The following is a 14,142-nucleotide window of genomic DNA, read 5'->3' as shown; positions in this document are numbered from 1 at the left end:
CTAACCCATTCGTATCTGACTGAAGTTGAGCTTGTTAATGCTAATATTACTGCTAATCGCTACGTTATTTAACTCTTCCTAAAAAAAGTTACAAAGGGTAATTATTATTTTGTGTTAAACTAAATATAGATGATTTCGAAAATTCGGTACTTCAACGAAAGGGATGAATTTTTTATGTTATGGATTGCTACACAAGATAATAAAAGTTTGATGAATGTAAAAGAGGTTACTGTAGACAGGAAGAAAATAGAAGGTGTTATTGGCAGTACTTCTTTGGATCACTGGAGTAAAGTTTTGGGGAAGTACGAATCAAATGAAAGAGCATTAGAAATCCTTAATGAGATTTTTACGAAGATTGAAGAAAACAATGGTATTTCTGTGACATACACTATGCCTCAAAAGTAAGTATCAAATTGTTCAATTAAATGGTGCGTTAATTTGAGATTCAGCTGGCTCATTAGGTAGCTTTTCTATTGAACTAAAGGGGGAAGGGAATGAATTATGGAAATTCGTATTCTAAATGAGTCTGATGCTCAGTTGTACCAAGAAGTACGATTGAATGCATTAAAAATCAATCCGGAAGCATTTGGTTCAACATATGAGAGAGAAGTGAAATTCTCACTAAAATCTGTTGTAGAGCGATTAAAACCAGTAAAGGAATTTGTTCTAGGTGCAATTAATTATGATGGTTCGTTAGTTGGAATAGTTACTTTTATGCGTGAAAACAGTCTCAAAACCAGTCATAAAAGGAATGTTTTCGGGATGTATGTGGCACCAGAAGTTAGAGGACAAGGTTTAGGAAAAGCACTAATGATTGAATTAATAAGGCGGGCAAAAAAATGTGATGGTTTAGAGCAAATAAACTTAACAGTTGTATCTGAAAACAACACAGCCAAAAATCTATACAAAACCTTGGGATTCGAGGTCTATGGCGTAGAACGAAATGCTCTAAAATTTAATGGTCAGTATTTTGACGAGGATTTGATGGTTTTAAATTTTTAATTATGGAGCTAACGCATCATTAGTACAACAATGGAGATCAATTTAGTTTAGTTATGTGGATAATGCACATGTGGACTAAGTTATAGCTCTTGTTTAAATAGAAAGGATGTAAGATATGATTCGAATTGAAGAAATGGATTATAATCAAATAATTCCTCTTCTTCTTAAAACTCCTAAAACAACTCCAACAAATGCCTGGGCAATCGTTGAAAAGTATATTGAAGGAAATATCTACTCTAATACCAATATTCATCCGAAGACTGCTCTCATAGGAACAGATAATGGTACATATTTTTTATGTGGTGAACCTTCTAAAGGTTTTATAGATGAATTTAGTACCTTTTATATGGAGAGGAAAGAAGAACGTTTTACAATATTTTCGCCAAATAAATTGTGGGATGAAGTAATTGAGAGTGTTATGACATCTAACACTAAGAAGATGAAAAGAAACATTTTCAGTTGGAATGCAAAGGAATTTGTTCAAGAAGTTCAGTCTATTCGGGAAGCTTATGATATTGAAATCCATCCAATTACCAAAGATTCTATTATAAAAAGCAGCAATTTAATGAAGCGTATTATAAAGCAAATTGGGGAAGTACAGAGCAATACTTAAAATATGGTATTGGTTTCTTTGCTACAAATAGCAGGGATGAAATAATAAGTGAATGTACTTCTATTTTTATGAATCATAATAAAGCTAATATAGATATTTACACGACAAATAAGGCAAGAGGAAAAGGGCTAGCATTTCATTTATGTAAAGCATTTATTGAACATTGTTTACAGAATGGAATTACTCCAGTATGGGATTGTGATTCATTAAATGAGCCGTCCTTAAACCTTGCAAAGAAGTTAGGTTTTGAACAATTAGGTGTATACCATTTGTATTATAAAACTTTTTAAAATGTAAAGAACTACTTAAATTGCAGTCTGGTGCTTTAACACAATAAGGAGATCGTCAATATGGCAATCTATCTTGTGCTATTTGGCAGGTTAGTAGAACAGTCCAGATTGTAGCATTAACTAAAATGCAACTATATTTTAAGACCCAAGCCTTATGTTAGTTTAGACCTGAGATATATAGAAAGAACTATCTTTAAATGGTAAAATTTTTTTAATTGTAATTGAGTATGTTAATTCATAGGGGGTAAATTGTGAAAAGAGAAATTCGTTTTTCAGAAAAACTATTGTTGGCTGGACTTAGTTTTATATTGTTATTTATGATCGTGCAAGATTGGGTTCCTTTAGGTTCACTAAATGACGTTCAAGCCATTAGAGAGGAACAATCATTTAATGAATTGGTTATTGTTACACTGATTAATGTAACTCAAATTTTACTATTAATGGGACTGATAGTCATTTTTATGGGAAAAAGGTATCCAGTCTGGATTAAACTTTGGTTAATTATCCATCAAGTATGTATCTTTGTAGGGGTGCTAGTATCCTGGTGGATTCCTTACTTTTTTGGGTATGGTGCAGAACAAAAAGTCCAAAGATTTAATCAAATGTTTGGAGATACCCATTCTTTCCTTCCGGTAATGAATGGTATTGTCCCTAATACACTTCATGTCCTTTTTCATATCACTCTATTATTCTGTATTATCGTAGCGATTTATATTTTCGTCACCTCCTCAAGAAAAAAGGGAAATTATAATAACAGTTTTTCTGAAAATATAAACTAACTTCTCCCTTTATCCTTTTTATAATTCACTTCAAAAAGCCTATATGTTATCGATTTGTGAATTGTTGTACTTAAAAAAACGGCTGTAAGAGTTGAATAGGACAATCAGAATTTGATTGTCTTTTCTTTTTCTATTAACGTTAGGAATATTTTTTTTAAAGAGTAAAAGGCTGTTGATCTATCTAACACGGTAGCTTAAGAAGAAACCATTATGAGTCATTCGAATAAAGTGGAAAATTTAAGTGCAAAACAAAAAGGGAAATAAATATCGTAATATAAATAAGATGAAATGTAGGAGTGAAAGTATGGGAAAGCACCAAATGTGTCGGGAAGTTTTCAAGTGATTGAAGATGAGCGAAAAGAAACTATTAGGGAATTGAGAAAAGACAAAAAATTAGATAAAGAAACGGAATACTACGCACGCATTTTTATGGAAGATTAGGCGTTTCTTTCAACCAACGGGTTGTAATAATTGAACAAGAAGACCCTGTGTCTAATGCAGACAGAGCACGGTATTTTCCCCGAAATAGACAACTAAATAAAGTAACATGATTCTAAAATAGGAGTGATAGTATGAGGGTTCTTTTAATTGGTGGTACTGGGACAATAGGAAAATCTGTGGCTGATAAGTTAAAACCTAATCATGAAATTATAATTGCCAGTAAATCAAATGGAGATTATTTAGTAGACATAACATCTTTAGATAGTATAGAACAAATGTATAAAGACATACCAAACATTGATGCTGTTATAAGCACAACAGGAGCATCTCATTTTGGACATTTAAGCGACCTTACCCCTGAATTAAACGAAGTAGCAATTAATAGTAAACTGAAGGGTCAAGTGAATCTAGTATTGATTGGTCAAAATTACATAAATGATGGCGGAAGTTTTACACTAACTACAGGAATTATGATGGATGACCCTATTTTAAAAGGCAGTTCAGCAGCTATGGCTAATGGTGCGGTTGCTAGTTTTGTAAAATCCGCTGCGATTGAATTGAAACGGAATATGCGGATTAATTCTGTAAGTCCAAACGTTCTTGAAGAATCCTTAGACAAATATGGTGAATTTTTCAAAGGTTTTAATCCAGTATCTGCTAATAGAGTTGCAAATGCATTTGCAAAGAGTGTTGAAGGAGCTCAGACAGGTCAGGTTTATAGAGTTTATTAGAATTTATTTAATGATAATAAAATAGAGAAGCAAATTATTAGCTAATTGCTTCTCTATACGAATGCTATTTTATTGATTTTCTTCCGCTGCCATCGCCTCTGCCTTCGTCCGATGAACGGTACCAAATGGATGTTCAGGTGGGGCATAAATCGTATATAGCTTAAGCGTCTTATCCCCAGTATTGGTTAGGTTATGCCATTTACCTGCAGGAACCATGATTGCATAGTCCTCATAAGCATTTTTTTCAAAAGTTAAGTTAGTTTGCGAATCGCCCATCTGCACGACTCCTTGCCCCTCCTCAATCCGTAAGAACTGATCCACGTCAGGGTGAACTTCCAAACCGATATCGCTTCCAACCGGAATACTCATCACGGTGACCTGTAAATGATCTCCTGTCCATAAAGCTGTGCGAAAATTATTGTTTTGCTCGGCAGCCTCTTCAATATTAACTACAAAAGGTTCTTTTCCATAATCTCTTAATACAACTCTGTTTTCATCATGTGGCGAACCATAATAACCCTGTCTTTCAATCTGTCCTGACTCATTCGGGTAAGCCCAGTACCCAGGCTGTCTTTCATAATTATACCCAGGTACGTTGACGTAATAAGGATGTGGGAACATGTATGGATAATAGTACATTTCTGCTCATTCCTTTCAAGATTCATCACGTTATCCTATGCTTAGGGGTGGGTGAATGTACATTGAAGTTAACCTGGCTGGAGCTGTTTACTTATTCGCAAATCCATTAATCTATCATTAAAATAAGGAAGATCGAGGTGGTAGTGATTGAGATTACAGTAGTAGCAAGTGTGTAGAAGGGAACCTGCTTATATTTTTCAGCAAATAGTTATACAATTGCCCCTGTTGGTAACGCTGACAGAATGACAATAGAAGCTGTCCACATTTTGGTCGCTGGATAATCCTAAACCTAATGCAAAAAGCAGTAATGAAAGAAATAGTTGGAACTTTTACTTTTCTTTTACGTAAATGTACTAAAGAGTTGCTAACGCCTACTATACTAGGGCCGGTCGAGTAAATGTATGGGTGGAAACAACTGATGTGGGTGATATGGTATGAAGACAATACAGCAGGATAGTGGAAGAAGCAACTAGATAACTATAAATAGGGGGGGTGGGTTTTTATGAAAAAGTATTTAAATTTAAATACTGTATATATTGCTGCAGCCATAATCGCCTTCAGTTTTCTGTTAATACCCCGATTAATCGAAACTGTTAATCTCAGGGTAGAGGGGATTAGTTATGTAGCTAATGACATTGAGAATTATCTTAGTAATGCTCATCCTATCGAAGGGGAATTTACGGTACAGATCGATTTAAGGGAGTTGGAGAATAATGAGGGTAAGGTGCTTTTTGATGATGGAGAAAATAAAATTTATGTCTCTAAAGTAAATGTTCATGATGAAGCAGGTTATGAAGTATTCTTTAGATCAAGTGGAGATTATAACTTAGGTGGTGCAACATTGGTATCGGGTGTTAAACATGCAGGTAATAATGGTTTTACAAATCGTTTGCAAGCTGAAGCAAAAGCAACGTATAAAGAGGTTACCTATAATTTAAGCCCTTCCGCTTCTTCAGGCTTAAACCACCGTGATGGAGATGAATTTGGATTTTATATGGATGTTCCAGACAAGATAGATTTAGAAGAGCCATCAGTAGTTGATGTGATAGTGTCTAAATTATATGTGAATATATGGGCAAAGAAACCATGATAACAGAAAAACCAGAAACGATTTAGGATTATAATTCCAAATAACAATTAAAATAACACTCTAATTAACTAACGTTTTAGCACTTCAATCAGCAGTCACATAGATTCATTGGTTGCTAATGACGATGTTAGTTAATGTTCTCCACTAGAGCTGAACCCATTAGTAGTGACGATCTTCTAATTTTGACTCAACCAAATTACTGAATATAGAATTTTATTTTAAATTAATTAGATATAGTCGCAAACGCATTGGGAAGAAGGAATTAAAATACTTTAACTTTTCAATGTTCAAAACTAATGATGAAGCAGATTAATGAAACTAATCATAAATAAAATTCGTACTATAATTACATAAGTAAATAATTCACCAAAGCAAAAAGGAGATACAATTTATGAAGAATCTTACTTTATTAGGAAAAATAAACATGGGATTAGGCGTTGTTTTCTTCATACTTGGTATATTCTTGTTTGTTCAAAGATTTAATGAAACGATTGACTTTAGGGAGCAGTATCATTCCTTATCATTTATTTTCATTGGCATAACCATATTTCTTCTATCCTTTTTATATAAGAAGAACGAAAAATAATACAAAGCCCAGCAGCACCGTTCCCTGTTCAGGGATTAATACGGGTGCTGCTTGAGGTTATCCTATATGGCATGGCAGCTTTAGTTTTATAGGCTGTTGATCAACCTGTTTTAGCAATCATATTTTTATTTCTGGTGGTAATGAATTCCAACTTCTATTTATGTTTGACCACTTAGAAATAACAGGAATGGGGAGATGTTTTTAGTGAAGCGTTTTTTATACTATTTCACGTGGACAATTGGTATTGGTGTATTTATCTATTTTGGATTAAAGTATCAAATCCATATAGAAGAAAAGGCAAAAATGGAATTTCAATTATTGCCTGTTGTTAGATTTGCCATTATATTTCCTGTTTTAATTGGATTGGTCCTGCGATTACCTAAATTAATTATGGAAATAAAAGAGAAAAGGCTATGGACATTTGATTGGGTTAGATTTGTCGCGATTGCATTACCATCTCTTATTATCATACTAATGGCATACTTGCCCTTCACATCTTTTGGTGGAAATCTAGTTCCCTTATCACAGATAATGCTGATTGGAGGTCCAACAATAACAACCGTAGCTGGTATTGTTTTTGGTTATGTCTTGTTGGACTGTTTGAAAAAATAGCATATATTAATGCGAACGGCGTGCGTCATATATAGCAGATATGTTATTGCAAGATTGGAGGTAGAGAATGGACTTCTTATATGATGTGCGAGATTTTTTTTATAATGACTTGTTTCTTTTTGGAGTAATCATTGTACTTATTACGGTCTTTTTACGGTTATTTTTCAAAAAACGAACAGCTTTCATTATTGCGGTGGGTTTAGTGGCTATAGGAGGGATAGGAACAGCTTTCATTATAGACCAGATGAAATACACAACCTTTCAAGAAGTTTTTTCAGAACAAATTAATGAAAAAAGTGATATTAGGGGTATGTCGATTTCCATTAACGATGTATCTAACCGTATTCCAGAAACAAAAGCAACGGCTACCATAAGGGATGAGGAAATTATGGAACGTGTTTTGGCAGATTTCTTGAAACTGGAACTTAAGAAAGATGTTGATGCACAGCTATATCATAGGGATTATACCATAAAAATTACTACGAACAATGAGGTGGAAGAGGGGCGTTCCGTAACAGATAGTTTCACCATGTACGTGGATGAAAATTATATTAATGAATATGAAGTCCTTAGTGAGAAGGACCATCTGTCAACTGTTGATTTGCTTGTGGAGGATGATGCGATTGATTGGAGAGATGTGAATGAATGACTTTTTCATCCATGTCGCCATGAATAGGGACTGTATAACCTTTTGAACAATAGCTTCTTCTAAGTGGAAGGTCATACTAAAGAGCTTGATAACTAGATTAGAAAAACACATTTGTCAACTAAGTTGACAAATGTTCCTTTTTGAGTTATAATAAACTTAGTTGACAATATATATTAGGAGGAAAAAATGTTTACTATAGGTGAATTAGTCATTTATTCCACACATGGCATTTGCAAAATTGATGATATTTGCGAAAAGAATTTCTCAGGTATTACAAGATCTTATTACGTATTACGTCCCGTGGATAATAATAACCATCATTTAACCATAAGTACTCCTGTTAATAGTGATAAGGTGGTCATGCTTGAACTCATGCAAAAAGAGGAAGCCAATGAACTACTTGAAGTTTTTAAATGTCCGGGGATAAAATGGAATGACAGTGCTAACGCACGCCATAACATTTATTCTAAACTTGTAAATACAGGAAATCGAAAAGAAATTGTGAAAGTGGTAAGTACGCTGATGCGAAGGAAATCGGAAATGGAGCTTCTTGACAGGAAGCTTTATGAACAAGATCGAAAGCTGTTGGAAGCTACGCAAAAAGTGCTATTTCAAGAATTGGCTCTTTCATTGAATACTACTTCTGCAGAAATTAATAATAAAGTAACAAGGTTGATAAAAGAAACGGACTGACCCTATTGAAATTAAATTCTCAATAGAACCAGTCCGTTTTTCTTTTTTAGCAGCTGTTATAATCCCCAGTCTAGCTTTAATATATCTTTTAGAACTTTTACTTGCTCCGCACTTATATTTGCTGCAATTTTCTTCTCAAATTGGGCTTTTAGAGCCGCATTTTGTTCGTAGCACTCGTTTCCTAATGCCGTTAACTCAATACACTTTTCTTTCTTGTTGTATTCCACATTCTGGACTTTCACTAATCCTTTTACAGAAAGATTTTTGATAAACTTATGTATTGCCTGGCGGGAAATATCTACATTTTTTGTAACATATGAAATGGTAGGGCGCTTTTTATAAATTCGGGCCATAATATACCATTCAGAATTGGATATATAAATATTGCTTTTATCGTTCCACGCCTTCTCTGAAATTCTTCGTACCAAGATATGTCGTTCACTTAACAAATCGATAAGATCTAAATTTTGCAATTCAGAGTTTGAAGTCAAACGATTCACTCCAATCATAATCTTCGCCACTTACTATACAAAATTCGCTCTCAGTTGTCAATTTGATTGACTTTTTATTAGCTTACGTTATATGCAAAAATGAAACTATTTACACGGTAAAAACGTATTGATTTAGGTGATACTACTAAATTCACCAATTGAAAATAAGAGAGGTTAAACACGTAGCTGCATACGATCAGGAATACGGTGATACTAGTGTTTCCCTGATGGGAGTGAGCAGCTGGATTTGGGATAAGCAAGTCAAATGAATGCGATTGTATAATAGTAAAATAAACGAATGGGAAGCGAATGTGGTCTTCCGTCCTTGGGTATAATTTCATTACTTAAGTCCTGAGACTATTTAATCATTTACCTGTCTACGTCTGATTTTTGGAAAGATTGGTGATAAAGTCTGTTACAATTTCATTTAGTTGCGCAATTATTACTATTTTTAAATGAAATGGGGAATTTTGTGAAGAAAATAATTTTGTTAATAAGTTTAGCCATCCTCCTCACTCTTGTTATTGCAGGGTGTAAGGATTCAAAAGGAGAAACAGAACCAGAAGAAGATACTTCTGAACAACAGGAGGAACAAGTAAACGAGGAAGAAGATGAAGTGGCTGCTGAAGACACGACAGCTACTGAAACAATAGAGGTTGAGCCAGCTAAATCAATTGAGGAAATACTCGCACAGGAGTCGGGGGAGTTTTCGGTACTAGAATTTGATGAAGAGGCTGTCTGGGGGAAACTGGATGAAATGGATTTCCAAGATCAGAGTGCTGACCAGATTTTCAACAGTTTTCTAGGACTGATGAGTCAATCAGAAACGTATAAGGAATATGATCAGTTTATTAAAGAATTCAATGCTTCTATTGAAGCGGTATTGTCCGATCAGCCGGAAGGAATGGAACTGAAAGACGGGCAGGAAATGGATGGAACAGCCAATATTTCTATTTTGCTGGATGCGAGTGGCAGTATGGCACAGCAAATTGGCGGTAAAACAAAAATGGACCTGGCCAAGAAAGCAATTGATGATTTTGTTGCGTCTATGCCAGAAGAATCTAATATTGCCCTGAGAGTCTATGGACATAAAGGAAGCAATCAGAAAAAGGATAAGGAACTGTCATGTGATAGCACGGAAATGGTATACCCACTACAGCCTTATCATGAATCAGACTTTAATAAGGCAATGGATTCGGTGAAATCAACCGGCTATACACCACTTGCTAAGGCTATTTCCGAATCGAAAAAGGATTTTGAGCAAGCAGGTAATACAGACCATAATATCATTTATGTCGTCAGTGATGGTATAGAAACATGTGGCGGAGACCCTGCCAAAGAAGCAGAAACACTCCATCAATCCAATATGGAGGCGGTTGTCAATATCATTGGTTTTGATGTGGACAGCGAAGGTCAGCAACAATTGATGGAAGCTGCTGAAGCAGGTGGGGGTAACTACGAAACCGTTAATTCCGCGAAGGATTTCGAGAAAGTCTGGGAACGGGAACGTGTTCGTCTTTTTAATGAGTGGAGCTCGTGGAGAGCAGATAATTTCAACGAGGTTTCATCCGAACAATCCGATAAACTGAATGAATTGTATGGAAAGCGAACTGATTTCATGAATCTGACATTTAAAGAAGAAGGTCGTTTGAAAGACGCAGCATTGTATCTTGTGAGACAGGAACAAATAGATTCTCAGATGAGAGGAGAATTATTCGACTTAATCTCTGAACGTCAGGATATACTGGAAGGCATGAAGGATGACTTCAATGAGCTTGTCGATAAGGCAAAAGAGGCAGGAAATAAACTAAAAGAACAAATTCAGGAAAAAGGAAAGGATATGCAGGATAAATACAGTAAATAATGAAGCTACATGATCAATCACTATCTGAACGTTTCCCGGTATTGCTCTAAAATATAGCAATGCCGGGGATCCGATTAGGGTACAAACGTGATTTTTATATTTCCTATACCTTCATATCTTGCTTCGTATGTACCTCTTCACAGGGATGGGAGAGATAAATGTACCGGAGGAAATGACCCTGAGGAGAAAATCAGCTGGAAAGAATGGTTGTCAGACCAGTTCGCATACCCAATGCCTTAATGATGAATAAAACTTTTTATTAAGCACCATGTTAAGGTTGGAGGTGTTTAACATGGGAAAAGACCGTCAAGAGAAGAAAATGAGAGAAAGTGGACGTGTGGAATCAGACAGGGATGTTGGTCTTCGCTTTAAAGGTGCAACCAAAATGTCAAGTCCTGAAGAAGCCAGAAGATTAAATGATGGGAAAAAGTAAAAGAATAAAGCGTTCATTTTAGAAAGACGATCGTGTTCTTTATAATCGAGTCTATAAGTTTATGCAACAAAATCAAGGCGCTTTTCTTATTATGGAGAGCGCCTTTTTTTAAGATGACATGGTTTCAGATAAAGTTATGCCTGAGATATTAATGGAGACTGCTTGTTTACGTAAATCTAGCACCCGAAAATGAATTAGGACAAAATTGATAAATAATTTCCTTGGTTTTACAAATAGTTAGTGATATTTATGTTATGTTGAAATAAATGTAGAGATATTTGCCACTAACGAAAGATAGGAGAATGAAAAATGAAAACAGAAAAAGAAAAGATGATAAGAGGAGAACTGTATAATCCAGCAGACAAGGGATTATCGAATGACCGAATTAGAGCAAGGTCTCTCGTACGCTCCTTTAATGAGACAAGTGAGGCAGAAGAAGAGAAACGTACGTCTTTAGTAAAAGAGATGCTAGGTTCAACGGGGGAAAAAATCTATATAGAATCGGCATTTCGTTGTGATTACGGATATAACATTCATGTCGGGGAGAATTTTTATGCGAACTTTGACTGTACAATTTTAGATGGAGGGCGGGTAACTATTGGAGATAACTGTATGATAGCACCCGGTGTACATATTTATACAAGCACTCATCCATTGCATGCAGAAGAACGGATAACAGGAATTGAATCTACCAAACCAGTAATAATTGGTGATAATGTGTGGATTGGCGGGAGAGCTGTCATTAATCCAGGCCTGACTGTTGGGAACAATGTTGTAATTGGTTCTGGATCTGTGGTGACAAAGGATGTCCCAGATAACGTGGTAGTCGGAGGAAACCCAGCCAAAGTAATAAAGAAGCTGGTTTAGATAGACGGTTTTTTTTAGGTTGAGAAGCAATTAGTAAATAATTGTGTGTATTTCGCAATTGAAATTTGAGCTACCTAAATTTTGATAAGATATGTAACCAACTAGATAGTTACCCAGTTTAAGGTATGTTGTTAGGTATTCTTCTGTAGAAGACATAGATATAAAGATAATCTCATCAAAGTCCTTAGTGATACGGACCACCTGTCAACCGTTGACCCGCTTATGGTGGATGATGAGATTGATTGGAAAGATTTGAAAGGAATGAATGACTTTTTCACCTATTGTCATCTTTAATATGAAGCATGTGACCTCTAGAATTATGGGTTCTCAGTAGGAGTGGGAAATGTGGTCTTACTCCGCTAGGAAAACTTACATAGCGACTTGAAATAATTTAATGTACTAAATAATTCTCGTAGGTGAACTTTTCCAATAAGGTGGAAGTTCGTGAGTTCAACAATAAAGTGCACCTATCCTTCTTGAATGAATGCATCCCTTCGTTGAGAATCATGTTTTTTTCAAACTAGCTTCATAAAAGTCTATAATCTCTAAAAACCTCTCAGCTTCTCTGAATGTATGGTCAGCTAAAAGTGGGTGAATGTTACTTTTGATACGACATTCTTCTATTAACTCTCTTGCTGTTTTCTTAAAATCCCTCAATGAAGCAACGGATACTTTATTTTGGTCTAAAAATTGACTTAGTATTGGTTTGGTTTCAGATTGTGGTCGCATAGAGTCCAAATCAATAGCCTGAAAAACCAATTCGTCAAAATCGTGACTAAATTCTCTAGCTTGTTCTACTAGCTTTCTTTCTGAAGGGTCTAAAAGATGACCGATAAACTTAGCATGGTCTGCCATAATTTTAAGGAAGAAAACATTCTCTTGAATGATAGCTTCTTTTTTTGGAGCTAGTATTCCTTCATTGAGTTCTTTTAATCGGTTTGCAAAGTAAGCTGCTTCTCTGCTAATGTGGTCAACCAATAATGGATAATTATTTGAAATGATTTCACACCGTAATGTTAAACCCAATACTTTTCTCTTATAGTTCCAAATAGCTACCGCTGCTTGATAAACCTCACTATTGAAAGCCTGGATTTGACTCAAATCAGAATGCACAGTAAACCTGCTCAACTTTTCTTCTATTCTTTCAAAAATAGCGATAAATTGCTGTGCTTCATTAATTAATTTTTTCTGGTCATGTGTAAATCCCAAGCTTAAAAATAATGAATGTTCTTTCATAATTCTAGACCAAAATTTAATTTCGTCTAATGACCGTACAACAATCGGATTAGCCATATACTACCTCCTAATTATTCATCTCCTTTCAAATTTATGAGATAGGTAATTGTCCTAATCCTAACTTTTATAACTTCCACCATAATTTGTAGTATTCCTGATCCATATACAATCAATTATTTCACATCTCTGCAAAGATGTAGGTAGCCAATAGAGGTAATACGATTAGTTACAGCCCATAAAAACATCTTTTCATGGAGTTCTTCTCACCCTGAAAGAAAAAGTTCTTCTAGCTGCGGAAAAATGCGAGATTCCCTCTAAAATACATCGCATTTTCTTTGTGCAATGTAAACGTTGCCGAAGCTTACCTTGTCCTATGGGTCGGCTGAAAAACGGTCATGTCCTATGACCAACGCCGATACTAGAAAGTCATGTTCGTCGAAATAGGAGCAGTCTGAAGATCCCGGGGGGTGAGCGCTTTTGCAACTGTTGGCCTTCGCTGCGGGCAGTCGACTCCTGCGGGAATAGCAACATTTCTTTTCGGTGGGACGATAATCGCAGTCCCAGCTGAAGATCCCGCAGGAAGTGTTCTTTTGGTTCTGAGAAGGCTGAGGCCTTGCCCATGGATAGCGAAGTATTCTGCCGGAGCAAATCCATGCACTCAACCATCTTTAGAAACTGAATCCATTTGAAGATTCGTATGTCTTCTCTTACGGTCATCGTAATCCACAAGGTTTTGCCTGGGATGATGATGGCAATATGTATAGTTCAGAGCATGGCGATTCAGGTCATGATGAGATCAATTTAATCGAAGCGGGAGAGAACTATGGCTGGCCTGTAATTCAGGGAGATGAGGAAGCGGAGAACATGAGAACTCCAATTCTCCATTCAGGTGAAGAGACATGGGCACCTTCAGGAATGGCATTCACTGATCGTGAGCTGTATGTTGCATCCTTAGCCGGATCGAAGATTTTCACCTATAACATTGAAAATGAAGAGGTTGGTGAGTTTTTCGGAGATGTCGGTAGATTACGCGATGTGCTAATCGAGGATGATGCGTTATTTACAGAATTTAAAGCGAGAAAGCCCACTTTTTCAGATGTGTGATGAATCGCTTTTGTTTGAAATT

General features: G+C 35.7%; 17 protein-coding genes and 1 pseudogene. 15 read left to right on the top strand and 3 right to left on the bottom strand.

Going from position 1 to position 14,142, the window contains the following annotated elements; translation table 11 throughout:
• The first annotated feature begins 174 nt into the window (after positions 1-174).
• The 6 genes and pseudogenes from QGM71_RS08315 to QGM71_RS08295 all read left to right on the top strand — a co-directional run bounded on the left by QGM71_RS08315 (position 175) and on the right by QGM71_RS08295 (position 3,856).
• Positions 175-405 (top strand): hypothetical protein, encoded by a 231-nt coding sequence (locus tag QGM71_RS08315; RefSeq protein WP_327607077.1) that lies wholly within the window; start codon positions 175-177, stop codon positions 403-405.
• Positions 406-501: 96 nt separating this feature from the next.
• Positions 502-1,002 carry a GNAT family N-acetyltransferase gene (locus tag QGM71_RS08310; protein ID WP_327607076.1) on the top strand — a complete coding sequence of 167 codons (501 nt, stop codon included), beginning with the start codon at positions 502-504 and terminating at the stop codon, positions 1,000-1,002.
• A gap of 115 nt (positions 1,003-1,117) precedes the next feature.
• Positions 1,118-1,615, top strand: coding sequence for a GNAT family N-acetyltransferase (locus QGM71_RS08305; protein ID WP_327607075.1), 498 nt, complete (start codon positions 1,118-1,120; stop codon positions 1,613-1,615).
• Positions 1,612-1,905, top strand: a pseudogene (locus QGM71_RS21815) (GNAT family N-acetyltransferase); the annotation flags it as partial. The gene QGM71_RS08305 and the pseudogene QGM71_RS21815, both read left to right, overlap by 4 nt.
• 251 nt (positions 1,906-2,156) lie before the next feature.
• Positions 2,157-2,684, top strand: a complete 528-nt coding sequence (locus QGM71_RS08300) for a hypothetical protein (protein ID WP_327607074.1) — start codon at positions 2,157-2,159, stop codon at positions 2,682-2,684.
• A gap of 572 nt (positions 2,685-3,256) precedes the next feature.
• A complete protein-coding gene (locus tag QGM71_RS08295; RefSeq protein WP_327607073.1) occupies positions 3,257-3,856 on the top strand; it encodes a short chain dehydrogenase in 600 nt (199 codons plus the stop codon).
• A gap of 69 nt (positions 3,857-3,925) precedes the next feature.
• On the opposite strand, the gene QGM71_RS08290 is transcribed toward QGM71_RS08295, so the two are convergent.
• The gene (locus QGM71_RS08290; protein WP_327607072.1) at positions 3,926-4,495 is read right to left on the bottom strand and encodes a cupin domain-containing protein; all 570 of its coding nucleotides are present in this window, start codon (positions 4,493-4,495) and stop codon (positions 3,926-3,928) included.
• 502 nt (positions 4,496-4,997) lie between these two features.
• Between QGM71_RS08290 and QGM71_RS08285 the strand changes: the two genes are divergently transcribed.
• The 5 genes from QGM71_RS08285 to QGM71_RS08265 all read left to right on the top strand — a co-directional run bounded on the left by QGM71_RS08285 (position 4,998) and on the right by QGM71_RS08265 (position 8,125).
• Positions 4,998-5,585 carry a hypothetical protein gene (locus QGM71_RS08285; RefSeq protein WP_327607071.1) on the top strand — a complete coding sequence of 196 codons (588 nt, stop codon included), beginning with the start codon at positions 4,998-5,000 and terminating at the stop codon, positions 5,583-5,585.
• A gap of 391 nt (positions 5,586-5,976) precedes the next feature.
• A complete protein-coding gene (locus tag QGM71_RS08280) occupies positions 5,977-6,171 on the top strand; it encodes a hypothetical protein (protein WP_327607070.1) in 195 nt (64 codons plus the stop codon).
• Positions 6,172-6,375: 204 nt separating this feature from the next.
• Positions 6,376-6,783, top strand: coding sequence for a hypothetical protein (locus QGM71_RS08275; RefSeq protein ID WP_327607069.1), 408 nt, complete (start codon positions 6,376-6,378; stop codon positions 6,781-6,783).
• Between the two features lie 67 nt (positions 6,784-6,850).
• A complete protein-coding gene (locus QGM71_RS08270; protein WP_327607068.1) occupies positions 6,851-7,432 on the top strand; it encodes a hypothetical protein in 582 nt (193 codons plus the stop codon).
• 186 nt (positions 7,433-7,618) lie between these two features.
• Complete coding sequence (locus QGM71_RS08265) at positions 7,619-8,125, top strand: CarD family transcriptional regulator (RefSeq protein WP_327607067.1); 507 nt, start codon at positions 7,619-7,621, stop codon at positions 8,123-8,125.
• 56 nt (positions 8,126-8,181) lie between these two features.
• Here the strand turns inward: QGM71_RS08265 and QGM71_RS08260 are convergent, their stop codons facing one another.
• Positions 8,182-8,634, bottom strand: a complete 453-nt coding sequence (locus QGM71_RS08260; protein ID WP_327607066.1) for a MarR family winged helix-turn-helix transcriptional regulator — start codon at positions 8,632-8,634, stop codon at positions 8,182-8,184.
• A 454-nt stretch (positions 8,635-9,088) separates the two neighbouring features.
• Here QGM71_RS08260 and QGM71_RS08255 point away from each other — a divergent pair, with 454 nt between their 5' ends.
• The 3 genes from QGM71_RS08255 (at position 9,089) to QGM71_RS08245 (ending at position 11,780) form a co-directional block, all read left to right on the top strand.
• Positions 9,089-10,480, top strand: coding sequence for a VWA domain-containing protein (locus QGM71_RS08255; protein WP_327607065.1), 1,392 nt, complete (start codon positions 9,089-9,091; stop codon positions 10,478-10,480).
• 292 nt (positions 10,481-10,772) lie between these two features.
• Complete coding sequence (locus QGM71_RS08250) at positions 10,773-10,913, top strand: YpzI family protein (RefSeq protein ID WP_327607064.1); 141 nt, start codon at positions 10,773-10,775, stop codon at positions 10,911-10,913.
• 309 nt (positions 10,914-11,222) lie between these two features.
• Entirely contained in the window at positions 11,223-11,780 is a 558-nt protein-coding gene (locus QGM71_RS08245; RefSeq protein WP_327607063.1) for a sugar O-acetyltransferase, read from the top strand.
• A gap of 504 nt (positions 11,781-12,284) precedes the next feature.
• Here QGM71_RS08245 and QGM71_RS08240 read toward each other — a convergent pair.
• Positions 12,285-13,073 (bottom strand): DUF2935 domain-containing protein, encoded by a 789-nt coding sequence (locus QGM71_RS08240; protein ID WP_327607062.1) that lies wholly within the window; start codon positions 13,071-13,073, stop codon positions 12,285-12,287.
• Positions 13,074-13,691: 618 nt separating this feature from the next.
• Between QGM71_RS08240 and QGM71_RS08235 the strand changes: the two genes are divergently transcribed.
• On the top strand, positions 13,692-14,120 hold the full coding sequence (locus QGM71_RS08235; RefSeq protein WP_327607402.1) for a PQQ-dependent sugar dehydrogenase: 429 nt from the start codon (positions 13,692-13,694) through the stop codon (positions 14,118-14,120).
• Positions 14,121-14,142: the final 22 nt, after the last annotated feature.

The organism is Virgibacillus tibetensis (assembly GCF_036026595.1).
GTDB classification, from domain to species: domain Bacteria; phylum Bacillota; class Bacilli; order Bacillales; family Amphibacillaceae; genus Virgibacillus_P; species Virgibacillus_P tibetensis.
The sequence above is the reverse complement of the archived record's forward strand: the minus strand, read 5'-3'. Positions and strand labels throughout refer to the sequence as shown.